The sequence below is a fragment of the Virgibacillus halodenitrificans JCM 12304 genome, from assembly GCF_001310895.1.
GTDB lineage: Bacteria > Bacillota > Bacilli > Bacillales > Amphibacillaceae > Virgibacillus_Q > Virgibacillus_Q halodenitrificans.
On sequence record NZ_BAZS01000054.1, the window covers coordinates 1 to 15,647 of the forward strand.

18 protein-coding genes are annotated in these 15,647 nt (G+C 38.1%); 16 read left to right on the forward strand and 2 right to left on the reverse strand.

The annotated features are described in order from the left end of the window. Positions 1-34: 34 nt before the first annotated feature. Positions 35-808 (reverse strand): rhomboid family intramembrane serine protease, encoded by a 774-nt coding sequence (locus tag JCM12304_RS18050; RefSeq protein WP_060681890.1) that lies wholly within the window; start codon positions 806-808, stop codon positions 35-37. Between the two features lie 152 nt (positions 809-960). On the opposite strand from JCM12304_RS18050, the gene acpS reads away from it, so the two are divergent. From acpS to JCM12304_RS18130, 16 genes are all read left to right on the forward strand, one after another. Then, on the forward strand, positions 961-1,320 hold the full coding sequence (gene acpS, locus JCM12304_RS18055; RefSeq protein ID WP_060681891.1) for a holo-ACP synthase: 360 nt from the start codon (positions 961-963) through the stop codon (positions 1,318-1,320). Positions 1,321-1,379: 59 nt separating this feature from the next. Then, positions 1,380-2,663 carry an NAD(P)H-hydrate epimerase gene (locus JCM12304_RS18060; RefSeq protein ID WP_060681892.1) on the forward strand — a complete coding sequence of 428 codons (1,284 nt, stop codon included), beginning with the start codon at positions 1,380-1,382 and terminating at the stop codon, positions 2,661-2,663. Between the two features lie 56 nt (positions 2,664-2,719). Continuing rightward, positions 2,720-2,899 carry a hypothetical protein gene (locus JCM12304_RS20215; protein ID WP_256200863.1) on the forward strand — a complete coding sequence of 60 codons (180 nt, stop codon included), beginning with the start codon at positions 2,720-2,722 and terminating at the stop codon, positions 2,897-2,899. Positions 2,900-2,986: 87 nt separating this feature from the next. Continuing rightward, positions 2,987-3,997 carry a LolA family protein gene (locus tag JCM12304_RS18070; protein WP_060681894.1) on the forward strand — a complete coding sequence of 337 codons (1,011 nt, stop codon included), beginning with the start codon at positions 2,987-2,989 and terminating at the stop codon, positions 3,995-3,997. A gap of 191 nt (positions 3,998-4,188) precedes the next feature. Further along, entirely contained in the window at positions 4,189-5,313 is a 1,125-nt protein-coding gene (gene alr / locus JCM12304_RS18075) for an alanine racemase (RefSeq protein ID WP_060681895.1), read from the forward strand. A gap of 162 nt (positions 5,314-5,475) precedes the next feature. Beyond that, positions 5,476-5,760: a CopG family ribbon-helix-helix protein gene (locus JCM12304_RS18080; RefSeq protein ID WP_019379218.1), complete on the forward strand. Its 285-nt coding sequence runs from the start codon at positions 5,476-5,478 to the stop codon at positions 5,758-5,760. Positions 5,761-5,764: 4 nt separating this feature from the next. Continuing rightward, entirely contained in the window at positions 5,765-6,124 is a 360-nt protein-coding gene (locus JCM12304_RS18085) for a type II toxin-antitoxin system PemK/MazF family toxin (protein WP_019379217.1), read from the forward strand. 361 nt (positions 6,125-6,485) lie between these two features. Continuing rightward, positions 6,486-7,355, forward strand: coding sequence for an RsbT co-antagonist protein RsbRA (gene rsbRA, locus JCM12304_RS18090; RefSeq protein WP_060681896.1), 870 nt, complete (start codon positions 6,486-6,488; stop codon positions 7,353-7,355). A gap of 5 nt (positions 7,356-7,360) precedes the next feature. Next, the gene (locus JCM12304_RS18095) at positions 7,361-7,717 is read left to right on the forward strand and encodes an STAS domain-containing protein (RefSeq protein WP_040954281.1); all 357 of its coding nucleotides are present in this window, start codon (positions 7,361-7,363) and stop codon (positions 7,715-7,717) included. A gap of 2 nt (positions 7,718-7,719) precedes the next feature. Next, a complete protein-coding gene (locus JCM12304_RS18100) occupies positions 7,720-8,121 on the forward strand; it encodes an anti-sigma regulatory factor (RefSeq protein WP_060681897.1) in 402 nt (133 codons plus the stop codon). Positions 8,122-8,227: 106 nt separating this feature from the next. Continuing rightward, entirely contained in the window at positions 8,228-9,241 is a 1,014-nt protein-coding gene (locus JCM12304_RS18105; protein ID WP_060681898.1) for a PP2C family protein-serine/threonine phosphatase, read from the forward strand. A 106-nt stretch (positions 9,242-9,347) separates the two neighbouring features. Then, complete coding sequence (locus JCM12304_RS18110) at positions 9,348-9,680, forward strand: STAS domain-containing protein (RefSeq protein ID WP_060681899.1); 333 nt, start codon at positions 9,348-9,350, stop codon at positions 9,678-9,680. After that, positions 9,680-10,156 carry an anti-sigma B factor RsbW gene (rsbW, locus tag JCM12304_RS18115; RefSeq protein ID WP_019379211.1) on the forward strand — a complete coding sequence of 159 codons (477 nt, stop codon included), beginning with the start codon at positions 9,680-9,682 and terminating at the stop codon, positions 10,154-10,156. The genes JCM12304_RS18110 and rsbW overlap by 1 nt, the downstream gene beginning before the upstream one ends. Beyond that, positions 10,128-10,919 carry an RNA polymerase sigma factor SigB gene (gene sigB, locus JCM12304_RS18120; RefSeq protein ID WP_060681900.1) on the forward strand — a complete coding sequence of 264 codons (792 nt, stop codon included), beginning with the start codon at positions 10,128-10,130 and terminating at the stop codon, positions 10,917-10,919. The genes rsbW and sigB overlap by 29 nt, the downstream gene beginning before the upstream one ends. Next, positions 10,916-11,506 (forward strand): SpoIIE family protein phosphatase, encoded by a 591-nt coding sequence (locus tag JCM12304_RS18125; protein ID WP_060681901.1) that lies wholly within the window; start codon positions 10,916-10,918, stop codon positions 11,504-11,506. Before sigB ends, JCM12304_RS18125 begins: the two co-directional genes overlap by 4 nt. 218 nt (positions 11,507-11,724) lie before the next feature. Next, positions 11,725-13,878 (forward strand): Tex family protein, encoded by a 2,154-nt coding sequence (locus tag JCM12304_RS18130; protein WP_060681903.1) that lies wholly within the window; start codon positions 11,725-11,727, stop codon positions 13,876-13,878. A gap of 48 nt (positions 13,879-13,926) precedes the next feature. On the opposite strand, the gene JCM12304_RS18135 is transcribed toward JCM12304_RS18130, so the two are convergent. After that, entirely contained in the window at positions 13,927-15,414 is a 1,488-nt protein-coding gene (locus JCM12304_RS18135) for a catalase (RefSeq protein WP_060681902.1), read from the reverse strand. Between the last annotated feature and the right edge of the window lie 233 nt (positions 15,415-15,647).

Genomic DNA, 15,647 nt, shown 5'->3' on the forward strand with positions numbered 1-15,647 from the left:
AACCCCCTAGTCTTCCATAGACTAGGGGGATATTTTATCTTAAGAAGCGGCTGATTAATCCAAGTAGCACAAGTACGCCAAAGATAATCCAAAAGATATTTTTCTTAAGCTGTGCAGGCATTCGGCGTTTCTTCCAGCGGTTTGGGTCAAATTTGATGGAGGTATCATTTGGGTCATAATCGCGCCTGTTCCGCCAAGGTGAATATGCTCTTGCTTTTGTGAGGACCAGAGGAGCGATGGCAAAACCACCAATAAACCCAAAAATATGTGCATAAATATTTATATTTGACCGTACGAATGTCATAACAAGTCCAATCACAAAGATGGTAACTACAATTTGGGAATTCGCCTGATCGATTAAATGCTTGCGAAATACTACCATAAAAATATAAATACCAAACAGTCCAAATATTGCTCCTGAAGCTCCTACATGTGTATACCAAAAGGAATCAGGACCTAAAAGGTATGTTCCTAAATCGCCAATAAATCCAGCTCCAACATATGCAAGAACAAATTTTGTCTTACCTAGCATTTGTTCCAAGGCTGGGCCAAATAGTACTAGGGAAAAGGAGTTAAATAAAGCATGCATTAGACCGGCATGGAGAAATATGGGTGTTATTAAACGCCACCATTCCCCTTGGTTGATCAAATAATTGCTTCCAGCACCCCACTGATAGAGGGATTCCCCTATAGGAAGCTGGAGAAAGTCTATTATAAACCATAAAGCTAAATGAAGAAATACCAACACCGAAACGACCGGATAATAGCTCATAAATTCTTTTATACTTCTCTCATTACGTAGAAACATGATTACCCCCGAATAAAAGTTATTTTTACATCCATTAAAATGGGTATTAGTATTATAGTAAGAAATATTGTATCATATGACCAATCATAGCGTACTAAAATACATTGTGAAATGGCAATTGTTTTATGGTACTTGTGCAAAGAGGTGATTTTTTGATAGAAGGTATAGGTATTGATTTAGTTGAAATAGAGCGCATTAGAGATAGTTTCCGCAGAAATGAGAGGTTCGCCCAACGGATTTTGACGGAGAAAGAACAACTTTATTTTTACAAACTTCCCACGGAGAAAAGGAAAATGGAATATCTTGCAGGGAGATTTGCTGGAAAAGAAGCATTTGCGAAAGCAACAGGGACAGGTATAGGTAAGTTAAGTTTTAAGGACATAGAAATCACTCATGGTGATAATGGGGGTCCAAAAATGAAGGTGAAAGGATATCATATGAAGAAAATTTTTATATCCATCTCACATAGTGAAGCCTATGCAACAGCCCAAGTTATCATTGAAGCAGAATAAGGTCATGCATATTTAATTAGTTTGTCTCATATATTTTAGTGCGGGCAGGAGGGAACAAAGTGTATATTGTCACCGCGAACGAAATGTACGATATAGATGAATTGTCAATAAAAGAAATGAACATGGAAGGTAAGCTTTTAATGGAAAATGCCGGACGAGCTATTGCTCAGGAAGTGGAAGGCTTAACCAGCTCTAAAGGAACCATCTGTATTCTTGTAGGTCCTGGCAGCAATGGGGGAGATGGCTTTGTTATTGGCCGTACATTATTGAATAAGTCATATTCTGTTCAAGTTGTACAAGTTGTGCCAAATGACAAGATTATTGGGGATGCTCTCTATCACAAGAATCTTTACATTAATTGTGGTGGTGAGGTTACCTTAATGAAAGAGACAGAGAACATTTCAACATATTTAAATGATGCTGAAATAGTTATTGATGCAATATTGGGAATAGGGGTAAAAGGAATGCTTCGAGAGCCGATGGCAAACCTCGTATCTATTCTAAATGAAAAAGCATCCTGTGTTGTTTCTGTTGATATACCATCGGGTTTGCCTGCTGATGAAGGGATCCATGATTTTGCAGCTGTACAAGCAGATTACACTTTCACCGTGGGCGCACCGAAAATGAGTGCGTTTTTGCAACATACGGCAGCTTATTATGGAGCATGGACCAATTTAGACATTGGATTGCCACTGAAGGCCTTTAAAGCAAGTGACAGAGAGGTGTGGGATGAAGTCCAATTTCTGAAAACAATGCCGTCACGTCAGTTAAATGACCACAAGGGTGATCATGGTAGAGGGCTAGTCATTGGAGGAAGTTCTGAAATGCCGGGAGCATTTGCAATGACATTGCAAGCAGCATTACGTACGGGGGCCGGGCTTATTACAGGTGCAACTTCAGAAAAAGTGAGAAGTGCGATTGCTGGTCAAAACCTTGAAGCGACATATCAAATTTTACCGGAAGTCAATGGAGCTTTAACGAATAAAAAGTCTATTGACTTGGATGCGTATGATGCTGTAGCGATTGGCATAGGAATGGGGAGAGATCCTGAGACGGAACTACTTGTCAAAACCATTCTGCACCAAGCAGAGTGTCCAATAATAATTGACGGAGATGGTCTTTTTCATATCAAGGATGACTTATCCGCTCTTCAAGGTAAGCAAGAGCCTGTTATTATAACACCACATCCTGGGGAAATGGCGATGCTTATGGGATTGTCTGTAAAGGAGTTAATGCATAAACCATTTTATTATTCCAGAAATTTTGCTATGGAGCATGGAGTTTATGTCATCCTAAAAGGCACTCATACCATTATATCCTCTCCTGAAGCAGACAAGCCGTAAATACTACAGGTAACCCTGGACTAGCAAAGGGAGGTAGTGGAGATGTGCTCACTGGGATGGTCTTAGCCATAGTCATGCAAGGTCAATCCATTTTTGAAGGGCTTTGTAATGGGTGCTACCTCCATGGTAAGTCGGCTGACTTAGCAGTAAGTACAAACCATACTGTTCATGATTTACTTGCTACAGATGTAATTACAGGCATCCCTAAAGTTTTTAAGAGCTTACTTAATAACTAACGATTCACAGTAAATTCATCTTACGTGCTTTCTAATCGCGTGATAAACGTTCCCTTTGTTTTTACTTGAGACAAGGGAGACATGACTATGAAAAGACATTTAAGTGTTTTGATTTTGCTTGTTGTAACCATTTTGTTGACAGCGTGCGGAGAGAAATCCCAGGAAGATGTACTAAGTAAATTAGAGGATACAATGGAAAAGATGAACGGTTATAAAGCAGAAGCAACAATGAACATGAATACGGGGCAGGAAGAGCAAAACTTTAACATTGGTATTTGGCATAAAAAAAGTGACATGTATCGAGTTGCATTAAAAAATGACCAGGACGAAAAGGGCAACCAAATTATTCTGAAGAATAAAGATGGTGTGTTTGTGCTTACCCCAGCCCTTGATAAAAGCTTTAAATTTCAATCCGAGTGGCCGGATAATAGCAGTCAGCCATATCTATATCAATCGTTAGTAAAGGATATTAAAGAGGATAAGGAAGCAGATTTTGAATCTACTGAATCAGCGTATATTTTCAAAACAAAGACTAATTACCAAAGCAATAACAATTTGCCATACCAGGAAATTCATTTTGACAAAAAAACGTACACCCCATTACTCGTTAAGGTGAAGGATAAAGATAAAAACACGTTGGTTGAAGTGAAGTTTACAACGTTTGATACGGAAGCCAAGTTTGCAGAGGATGACTTCTCTATGGACAAAAATATGGCTACAGGAGAATCTGAGACAACAGCATCCGCAGAAGTACAGGATGACACGCTTACAGTACTGTTTCCTTCCTATCTGGCAGGCGCGGAGTTAACGGAGAAAAAAGAAGTAGATCTTGAAAAGGGGAAGCGGGTTATACTGTCATTTTCAGGTGAAAAGAATTTTACTTTAGTGGAAGAAAAGTCAGAAGCGATTACTACTATGTCGGCACCAAAGGAAGTTTCAGGTGATATTGTCAATTTAGGAAATGCTGTAGGAGCACTATCAGAAAATACGATTGAGTGGACGTATGATGGTGTAGATTTTATTCTTGCAAGCGAAGAATTGACGAGAGAGGAATTAATTCAGGTAGCTCAATCGGTGCAAAATAAAGAAGTGAAGTAATATGGGTAAAAATAGCAAGCAGACTCTTATATGGAGAGGGGGGTCTGCTTTTTATTTGCCTAATAAACTACAAAAGGGAGAACCTTTGAATAATGTTTATTACTGGTTCTTGATAGAAATATTTTGAGATAGGAACACGTGCTGTTTTCTGCTAAAATTAATTTAGTTATTTACAGAAGGGAGCATGACCTATGTCGGACACCATATACAGAAATACCTGGGTAGAGGTAGATCTGGAAGCGATTGAATACAATCTTCAACAAATTAAAAAGCGTATTTCCAATAAGACGAAGATCATTGCAGTAGTGAAGGCCGATGGTTACGGACATGGGAGTGTGCAGGTTGCGAAGAGGGCAATTAAAGCGGGGGCTAGTGCATTGGCTGTTGCTCTATTTGAAGAGGCATTAACACTTAGGAAGGCAGAAATTACGGTCCCTATTTTAGTGCTGGGCTGGGTCCCTGCAAAAGCAGCACCGATAGCTGCTGTTAACAATATTACTTTAACTTTTTTTCAAAAAGAATGGCTACAGGAAGTAAGTACTTATCAATTAGAGGATAAGCTACATGTCCATATGAAATGGGATACAGGCATGGGGAGAATTGGTGTAAGGACAAAATCTGAACTGAAAGAACTCCTTTATGCATTAAATGAAAATCCCAGCATATATTTAACAGGAGTGTTCACACATTTTGCAACTGCTGATGAAGCTGATATGTCCTATTTCTATGAACAGAAAAGCCGTTTTGAAGAGATGCTGAAAACATTTACCGAGGTATGGGGGAAGCCGGTTGATGTTCACATTGGTAATAGTGCTAGTGCGATTCGTTTACCTGAAGAAATGTATGATTATATCCGTTTCGGAATCGCTATGTATGGATTATATCCATCTGGTACGGTAAAGTCTGAAAGAGACGTCGAATTAAAGCAAGCATTTTCCTTGCACAGCAGACTGGCTCACGTCAAGAAGATAGCTGCTGGAGAAACAGTTAGCTATGGCGCAACCTATAAAGCGGAAAAAGACGAATGGATTGGAACGATTCCAATTGGCTATGGAGACGGATGGATAAGGAAGCTACAAGGGGTAGATGTACTGGTTAATGGAAAAAGAATGCCTATTGTAGGGAGAATATGTATGGATCAAACCATGATTCGACTTGATGGGGAATATCCTATTGATACGAAGGTTACACTGATAGGTAAGCAAAATAGCGCAGAAATTGAGATGGACGAAATCGCCGCCCATGCAGAAACAATTAATTATGAGATTCCTTGTATAATCAATCAACGGGTTCCACGCTTGTATAAAAATGAATAGGTGCTAACCATGTTTTATTCCACAAATTTCAAATATTAAACGACAAAAACAGCTTTTTTTAGAAAAAACTTTCAATAACCCTTTGCAAACGACTGGATTCAATGCTATCATAAATAATGACTTTTAAATAGTTCGTTCAACAGTTGGCGGAGGTGTATGGTTTTGTCAGAGAGCTTACAGGAGATCTTAGTGAAAATACCAAAAAACCTATTGAATGAGGTGGATGGATTAATGAGATATGAAAATAGTGACTTAAGTGATTTCATTTGTCAGGCTACAAGAAGCTACTTGCAGCATAAAAAAGACGAACATATCCAACAATTCCGTGAGACAATGCAAAAAGGCTATGAAGAAATGGGTCGCATTAATCTAACAATTGCTTCGGAAGCTTTTCAAGCTGAAGAGGAGGCTGAAAACACCTTAGAGCGCTCTGTGATCGGGGTGTAACAATTTGATCGTTCAAAGAGGTGAAGTATATTTCGCCGACTTATCCCCTGTGGTTGGATCGGAGCAGGGAGGCGTGCGCCCGGTATTGATCCTTCAAAATGATATAGGTAATCGGTTTAGCCCGACCGTTATTGTGGCAGCTATTACTGCGCAAATTCAAAAGGCTAAGTTACCTACTCATGTTGAAATTAATGCAAAACGCTACGGATTCGACCGGAATTCTGTTATTCTGCTGGAACAAATCCGTACATTGGATAAACAGAGATTAACAGATAAAATAACTAAACTTGATGCTGAAATGATGAATAAAATAAATCAGGCTCTGGAAATTAGTCTGGGGCTGAAAGATATGTATGATCATTAAAAGTGCTATTGCTGTAAGCAATAGCACTTTTAATGGTTAATCAGAAAATTATAAGACTTTGACTAAAATTATTTTATTTGTCATCTCCATACGGCAGCCTGTTAGGATGCACAATTTTACTCTGGCAGATAAGCGTTGCTACTGAAGAGAGTGTAGTTATTTTCATTTTTAATTCAGCTAACCAGGAGTTGCTATTTTTCATAAAAAGGTATAGAGTGGGATTTTTTTAAAAAAATATCCTTTTATGGTACAATTAAAACCATATAAAACTACCGATTCGTGCACTTGTGCTTTATACAATAAAACAGTTGGCGAATTTAGTCGTAATAACGACAGTAGACTCGATTATGGGGGGAAGAGAATGAGCCAGGATTTTAAAAAGATAGTCATTGAAAACAGTGACTCAATTGTACAAATGTGGATGTCAGAAATTAACTCACTTAAACAGGACAACTATACAGCGAATATTTCAGACGAATTATTCGAAAGTACAAATAGAGAGTTTGTTAATGTCATCTTTACAAGTATTAAAAACCAAGGATCAGTAAAAGTCGTAGAGGATTTTTCTGAAAAAATTATAAATCTAGGCTGGCCGCTAAGTTATATCACCGATGGACTCCAGGTTTTTAGAAGAGTTTCCGTTGATTATATTCTAGGTCAGTCTGTAAAAGTAGATTCCGCACATATCTCAGACGTAATGAAAAGTGTAGATGTTTGGGTGGAACCACTTATCAGACAGCTTGTAAATGAGTACTCAGGTAGCTGGGAGCATATTGTATCCCTCCAACGAGTTGCTTTGCAAGAGTTATCAGCCCCGCTCATCCCTGTCATGGATCGAATTACTGTTATGCCTTTGATAGGAACTATAGATACAGAACGTGCGAAACTAATTATGGAAAACCTGCTCGAAGGTGTAATTAAACATAATTCTGAAGTAGTATTGATTGATATCACAGGTGTACCTGTGGTAGATACGATGGTTGCCCATCATATTATACAGGCCGCTGAGGCGGTAAGACTCATCGGTTCTACCTGTATCTTAGTTGGTATTCGCCCTGAAATAGCACAAACAATTGTAAATCTAGGTATTGACTTAGGTAAATTTCCAACAAAAAGCTCTCTAAGAAAAGGATTTACTAGAGCTTTGGAAATTACAAACCGAAAAGTTATTGACCTTGAAGACAATGAAGAAAGTATTGAAAAAATGATCGAGTCTTTACGAGGAGAGTGATCTGAATGCGAATACCAATTTTAAAGCTTCATAATTATCTCTTGATTTCCATACAAACCGAGATTGATGATAATACAGCAATACAATTTCAAGAGGATCTATTAAATAAAATTCATCAAAGTGGTTCATCAGGAGTTGTCATTGACCTAACATCCGTAGACATAATTGACTCATTCATTGCAAAAGTTCTAGGGGATGTTGTTACAATGTCAGATTTAATGGGGGCGAAAGTAGTATTGACTGGTATTCAACCTGCAGTGGCCATGACCTTAATAGATTTGGGTATTCATCTAAAGAATGTCCCAACTGCGCTTGACTTAGAGCAAGGTCTAATTAAACTGTACCAGGAATTGGGGGAATGATTATGACCCCACAATCTTGTGTAACAATTCAAAAAGAGTGGGATATTGTTGGAGCAAGGCAATTAGGGCGAGATATTGCCAAGAAAATGGGTTTTGGTACGGTTGACCAGGCTCGAATAGCAACAGCGATATCGGAATTAGCTCGTAATATTTATTTATACACTGAAAACGGCCAAATTTGTTTTGAAGTAGTTGAAAATATGAACCGAAAAGGTTTAGTAATACTATCAACAGACAACGGACCAGGGATTGACGATATTGGCCGGGTAATGGAAGATGGCTACTCCACTTCAGGCGGTTTAGGAGCAGGACTTCCAGGTGTCAAAAGGCTAATGGATGAATTTGATGTTCAATCTGAGGTAGGAGTAGGCACGAAAATTAAAGCAATTAAGTGGGCCAGATAACTTCTTTTCGGCCTGCGTTTAAAAAAGTGTGCACACCCTCTTAAAAGGTTGTGCACATCTTTGTATAGGACAGGAATTTGATGAGGATAAGGGTGGGAGATTTAGGATGGATGACGTAATAAAATTAGATGCTGCAAATTATAAAGATTTATTAAAACATTACATTGACACACAAGACGAGAAATCTCTGTACGGAGTTGAACAGGTCAGTAAGTCCTTTATTAAAAACCATATACTTCCTGAGGAAATTGTGAACTTGCATATTCAAGCACTTGCTGAACTATATCCAGAGATGTCAGAGAAATTCCAACACTCCATGGATTTTTTACTGGAAGCCATGATATCCTACGGGCTTGCACATCAAGAATTCCAAATGCTAAGAGAAAAACAATATGAAATTAAGTCTGAGATCTCGGTTGCTGCAAGTATGCAAAATACATTATTGGGGACGACGAAGCCTGAAATTGAAGGGTTAGATATAGGTATTGTTAGTGTTCCTGCCCATCAGATGAATGGAGATTATCATCATTTTGTGAAGGGAAAGGACGGTTCATTAGGAATAGCAATAGCAGATGTTATCGGAAAAGGGATCCCGGCTGCTTTATGTATGTCCATGATTAAATACGCAATGGATAGTTATCCTGAAGATTCTATGGAGCCAAAATCTATTCTTAAAAATTTAAATCGGGTAGTAGAGAGAAACGTGGATGCAAGCATGTTTATTACCATGCTTTATGCTCAGTATCTTCCATGTGAACATAAGCTCCACTATGCTTCAGCAGGGCATGAGCCAGGTTTTTATTATGATGCAGAAAAAGGCACGTTTACTGAAATTGAAACAAAAGGTCTCGTGCTTGGCGTTTCATCAGATGCTGAGTATGAGCAGTATGAGCTGAAGGTGAATAAAGGAGATATGGTTATCCTTTTAACAGATGGGGTTACGGAATGTAGAGATGGGGATCGGTTTATTGAAAGCGAAGAAATTCTTGAAGTAATAAAATCCTATGAAGATTTACCCGCTCAAGAGATGGTCAACAAGGTGTACAAGCATTTTGAGAGGCTACAGGATTTTGAATTAAGAGATGACTTCACCCTGTTAATTTTGCGCAGAGAGGTTTAGCATTATACTAAATTGGGTACAAGGTTAAAGGATAGTAGAGAATTTATAACAATATATAAAAATGTTACTACTACATATATTGTGTCTATTTAGGAGGATATAAAATATGAATTTATCAGTTGATATAACCAATGAATCAGAAAAATCGATTGTAAACCTTTCAGGTGAAATTGATGCATATACAGCCCCCCAGTTAAAAGATGCCGTTTTACCATTAACGAAGACACCAGAGCATACAGTGGAAATTGATTTGGAAAATGTGAATTATATGGATAGTACGGGACTTGGTGTATTTATAAGTGCCTTAAAGTCAACGAAAGAGCATGGTAGCAAAATGAAGCTAGTTAACATTCAGGATCGGGTTTTGCGTTTATTCAAAATTACAGGTCTAGATGAGATTATGGACATAAATTCAGCGATTCGGGGTGGAAGTGAATAATGGAAAAATTTGATTTTGTAGAAATGAAGGTGCCTGCAAAAGCGGAATATGTTGGGGTTATACGGCTAAGCATTTCAGGAATTGCCAATCGAATGGGTTTTTCTTATGAAGATATTGAAGATTTGAAGGTTGCTATTTCTGAGGCCATTACGAATACGGTAACTCATGCTTATAACGAAAAGGATGAGGGAGAAGTAACAATCGGATTTGGAATTTATGAAGACCGCTTGGAAATTATGGTTGCTGATCATGGCGGAAGCTTCGATTTGAATAAAATTAAAGATGATATCGGACCATATAAAAATACAGAATCTGTAGAGAGTTTGCGAGAAGGTGGGTTTGGCTTATTCCTTATCAATGCTCTAATGGATAAAGTAGAAATCAGCAACAATTATGGGGTTATAGTTTTAATGACCAAGTATCTTAGTGAAGCAGAGGTGGGCTTTGATGACGACCAAATCTCAACCACACAATAGCGGAAGAGATGAGGTTTACCAATGGATTGAGTACTTGCAAGATGAGCCAACCGATGAAGTGGTGCAAGAAAAGATTGTGCTAACATACAAGGATCTTGTAGAGTCCATTGCTAGAAAATACTCCAAAAATAGTGCCATTCACGAGGATCTTGTACAGGTAGGTATGATTGGATTATTAGCAGCAGTGAGAAGGTATGATGCATCATTTGGTAAATCCTTTGAATCTTTTGCTATTCCGACAATAATAGGAGAGATAAAGCGATTCATAAGAGATAAAACATGGAGTGTGCATGTTCCCAGAAGAATCAAAGAACTTGGTCCAAAAATTAAAAAAGCGGTAGATGAATTAACAACTGCTAACCAAATATCCCCATCAATTAAAGAAATTGCGGATTATTTGGAAGTCACTGAAGAAGATGTTCTGGAAACAATGGAAATGGGTAAAAGCTATAAGGCTTTATCTGTGGATCGAAAGATTGAAGCAGATTCCGATGGTAGTACTGTTGCCATTCTGGATTTGGTAGGAAATGATGAAAGTGGATATAATAATGTGGACCAAAAAATGATGCTGGAGAAAATTTTACCTATCTTATCAGAAAGGGAACAGCAGATTTTGCAGTGTACTTATTTTGAGAATATGAGCCAGAAAGAAACTGGTGAATTATTAGGGATTTCTCAAATGCACGTCTCCAGGCTACAGCGCCGTTCTCTACATAAATTGAGGGAAGCCATACAAGCTGAAAGCACGGAGGTATTTGATTGAGTTATAATAGAGTAGATGTATCTGTGTTCCAAAAGGCAAAAAAAGGTAATTACTACTGTGGAGACAGTTACTTTTATACGGAAACAGAAAATGAGTTCGTCTGCGCTATTGCAGACGGTTTGGGAAGCGGTGAATTTGCTAAGGAATCCTCTCAAATCGTTATTGATATAATAAAAAGTAATATCCACTCTTCCATTGAACACCTTATAAAGAAATGTAATCAGCAACTAACCGGAAAACGAGGGGTGGTCGTTGGTATCTTAAAGCTCGACTTTAAGACAAAAACGTATTCCTTTTCTTCAATTGGAAACATAGGGGTAATGACCATCCCCAAGGGTAAAAAGAAAGTTCGCAATATACCTAATGCTGGCTATTTAGCTGGGTATCACCGTCCTTTTAAAGTGGTTCAGGAAAAACTGGAGCCTGAAACGAATTTTATTATGTTCTCTGATGGGATCTCAGATAAAGATCTTTCGCAGAAATTTTTACTGAATACAGATGTGGAAATGATCACAAATGTTTTTGAGTATACAAGCGAGGAAGTCAGAGAAGATGATACAACGTTAATTGCAATTAGATATAAGTAAAAAATTTAAAAGGCTGACAGTGTCGGTCTTTTTTTGTTTTCTCAGGCGGACGCTTTCACACCTTAGTGTTTGTTAAGTCAGCACTTGTTATCAACTAAATTGGATTATGTACCATATCTAAGACTTTGGGGGGTTCGTTTCTAATGGAGTCTTCTCTTTTTAAGTGATAAAATAATGGTATAGAAAAAGGAGGAAGACATGTGGATAATGAGTTAAACATGCAGTTGATGCAATGGGTTTCTAAAGAGACCAAGGTTAATACCTCAATTGTACATAAAGTTATCGATTTACTGGATGAAGGAAATACGGTACCATTTATAGCACGTTACAGAAAAGAAATTACAGGTGGGCTTGACGAAGTTCAAATTAAATCTGTACAAGATAAATGGACATATGCGGTAAATCTCTCAGATAGAAAACAAGAAGTAATAAGAATTATTGATGAACAAGGTAAGCTTACGGAAGAACTTGAGAAAGAGATTAATGAGGCTACTCAATTGCAAAGGGTAGAGGATCTGTATCGTCCGTATAAACAAAAACGGAGGACAAAGGCTACCATTGCCAAAGAAAAAGGCCTAGAACCCCTGGCACAACAAGTTTGGGATCAGCAACTGGTCGATTTGACTACCGAAGCCGAGAATTTCATATCAGAGGAGCATGAACTTCAGTCCATGGAAGATGTGTTAGCAGGCGTAAACGATATAATTGCCGAATGGATTTCTGATGACCCGGAATACCGTGAGTATATTAGAGAAGAAACCTTTAAGCGTGGTAGTATCAATTCGGAATTAAAAGCTGCTGAAAAAGATGAAAAAAGTGTATACGAAATGTATTATGAATTTAATGAAGCAATTCGTTCAATGGTATCTCATCGCATCTTGGCATTGAATCGTGGAGAAAAAGAAGAAGTGCTGCAGGTTACAATAGAACCACCTGCTGAAAAAATCCATGACTATCTTGTTAAAAAAGTAATTAAACGGGATGCGAATGAGCAGATTGTTGCATTGTTAAAAGAAGCAATCAATGATAGTTACAAAAGATTAATTCAGCCATCGGTAGAGAGAGAAATACGGAGTGGGTTAACTGAAAAAGCAGAACAACAGGCAATAGAAGTATTCTCCAAAAATCTTAATAATTTATTATTACAACCTCCATTGAAAGGAAAAACCATCTTAGGGGTCGATCCTGCATTTCGAACCGGTTGTAAGCTGGCGATAGTAGATGAGACAGGGAAAGTACTTGATGTTGGTGTTATGTACCCAACAGCTCCAAAGCATGATATAGCTGGCGCCGAAAAGATAGCGATGGGATTGATAAGAAAGCATCAGGTTGAACTGATAGCAATTGGAAATGGTACTGCTTCAAGAGAAACTGAACAATTTATTTCAGATGTTATAAGTAATAATAAACTAGAAATTCCCTACATTATTGTTAATGAAGCGGGAGCAAGTGTTTATTCAGCTTCTAAACTAGCACGGGAGGAATTTCCGGATTTACAGGTAGAAGAAAGAAGTGCGGCCTCAATTGCGCGAAGAGTTCAAGATCCACTAGCTGAACTAGTTAAAATTGACCCAAAATCAATTGGTGTAGGACAATATCAGCATGATGTCGGGCAAAAAGCGTTAAATGAGTCTTTAACCTTTGTGGTTGAAACTGCGGTTAACCAGGTTGGAGTAAATGTTAATACTGCTTCTTCCTCTCTATTGCAATATGTATCTGGCTTGAGTAAGGCCGTCGCTAATAATATTGTAAAACAGCGGAACGAAGAAGGGAAGTTTACTAATCGAAAGCAGTTAAAAAAGATCCCTCGTTTAGGTGCCAAAACTTATGAGCAAGGAATTGGATTTTTGCGTATTATTGATGGAGATCACCCATTGGATCGTACGCCAATTCACCCGGAAAGTTATAAGCAAACTGAACAACTGTTAAAATTACTTGATTGTGAGTTAAATGATATTGGTTCTGAAAAGTTAAGAGAAAAAGTAAAAACAGTAGATAAAAAGAAACTTGCAAAAGAATTGGAAATAGGAGAACCAACCTTATTGGATATTATCGGAGCTCTCGGTCGACCAGAGCGTGACCCCCGTGATGATTTTCCGCAGCCTCTTCTAAAGCAAAATGTTCTGAGCTTGGAAGATTTAAAGCCAGGTATGGAAATGCAAGGAACAGTAAGAAATGTAGTGGATTTTGGTGTGTTTGTTGATATTGGAGTTAAACAGGATGGGCTTGTGCATATCTCCAAGATGTCTAACTCCTTTGTGAAACACCCTATGGATATAGCGTCAGTTGGTGATGTAGTGACTGTATGGGTAGAACAAATTGATGCAAATAAAGGTAGAATAGCTCTATCAATGATTAAAAACGAAAAGTAAAAGAAAGAGGATGTTCTACGTTAAGAACATCCTCTTTCTTTTTACAAATTATTCTTTTTCACTTGCAGCTTCTACTTCACTTAGGGAAATTCCTAAAGCATTAGCTACGCCTTCGCCATAAGCAGGGTCTGCTTTATAACAATGATTAATATGACGTAGTTTGATGTGTTTATCTACTCCGCGCATGTTACGGGCGGTGTTTTCGAACAATAGTTGTTTTTGTTCAGCGTCCATTAAATTGAATAGACGTCCTGGTTGCTCAAAGTAGTTGTCATCATCTTCTCGGAAGTCCCATCTGTCAGCATCTCCGTGTATTGCAAGGCTTGGTTCTTTGTATTCTGGTTGGTCTTTCCACTGACCATAACTGTTCGGAGCATAATGTAATTGGCTGCCTTTATTACCATCAACCCTCATTGCTCCATCTCGGTGGAAACTGTGGAATGGGCATTTAGGTTGGTTAACCGGGATTTGGTGGTGGTTCACACCAAGACGATAGCGCTGAGCATCACCGTATGAGAATAATCTGCCTTGTAGCATTTTGTCCGGAGAAAATCCTATACCAGGTACTACGTTAGCAGGCGTGAAAGCAGCCTGCTCTACTTCAGCAAAGTAGTTATCAGGATTACGGTTAAGCTCCCATTCTCCAACCTCAATTAAAGGAAAGTCCTTTTTATACCAAACTTTAGTAAGATCAAATGGATTGTATGGCATATTATTTGCCTGTTCTTCTGTCATTACTTGAATGTACATCTTCCATTTAGGGAAGTTTCCATTTTCTATGTTTTCATAAAGGTCACGTTGATGACTTTCACGGTCGGCGCCAACAAGGTCCTGTGCTTCCTGATCAGTTAGATTTTCAATCCCTTGTTGGGAACGCATGTGGAATTTCACCCATACTCGTTCATTTTTATCGTTAATCATACTGAAAGTGTGACTGCCAAAGCCATGCATTTGTCGGTAAGACTTAGGTATTCCTCTGTCACTCATTACAATCGTAACCTGATGAAGTGCTTCAGGAAGGTTCGTCCAGAAATCCCAGTTGTTGTTCGCGCTTCTCATATTTGTGCGGGGATCACGCTTAACAGCATGGTTTAAATCCGGGAATAGTAATGGGTCTCTAAAGAAGAATACAGGCGTATTGTTCCCAACGATGTCCCAGTTGCCTTCCTCGGTATAAAATCTCATAGAAAAACCACGAATATCACGTTCAGCGTCAGCTCCACCTCGTTCACCTGCTACAGTAGAAAAACGTACGAACATATCTGTTTTTTTCCCTATCTCTGAGAAAATCTTTGCTTTTGTATATTTTGTAATGTCTTTCGTAACGGTAAAAGTCCCATAAGCACCAGAACCTTTCGCGTGCATTCTGCGTTCTGGTATAACCTCTCTATCAAAGTGAGCAAGCTTTTCGAGGAACCAGACATCTTGTAAAAGTAAAGGCCCTCTTGGACCAGCTGTCATGGAATTCTGATAGTCCGGTACCGGAGCACCTGCCGCAGTAGTTACCTTATTATTATTGTTATTTTTATCACTCATTATAAAAGCACCTCCATAGTTATTTATAATAATTACAATATCATATTAATTATAAAAAATCTATTATAAAGTATATATATTCTATTTATAACTAAAATATGACAAGCTAACACGTGAGTTATAATATACATAATAGGTTGAAAATAGTTGCTTATTTTATCAATTAATATGTGTAGTTGAAAATGAGCACACAAAATAAGTTGTAAATTAATTATAATAACAAACAGGATAAA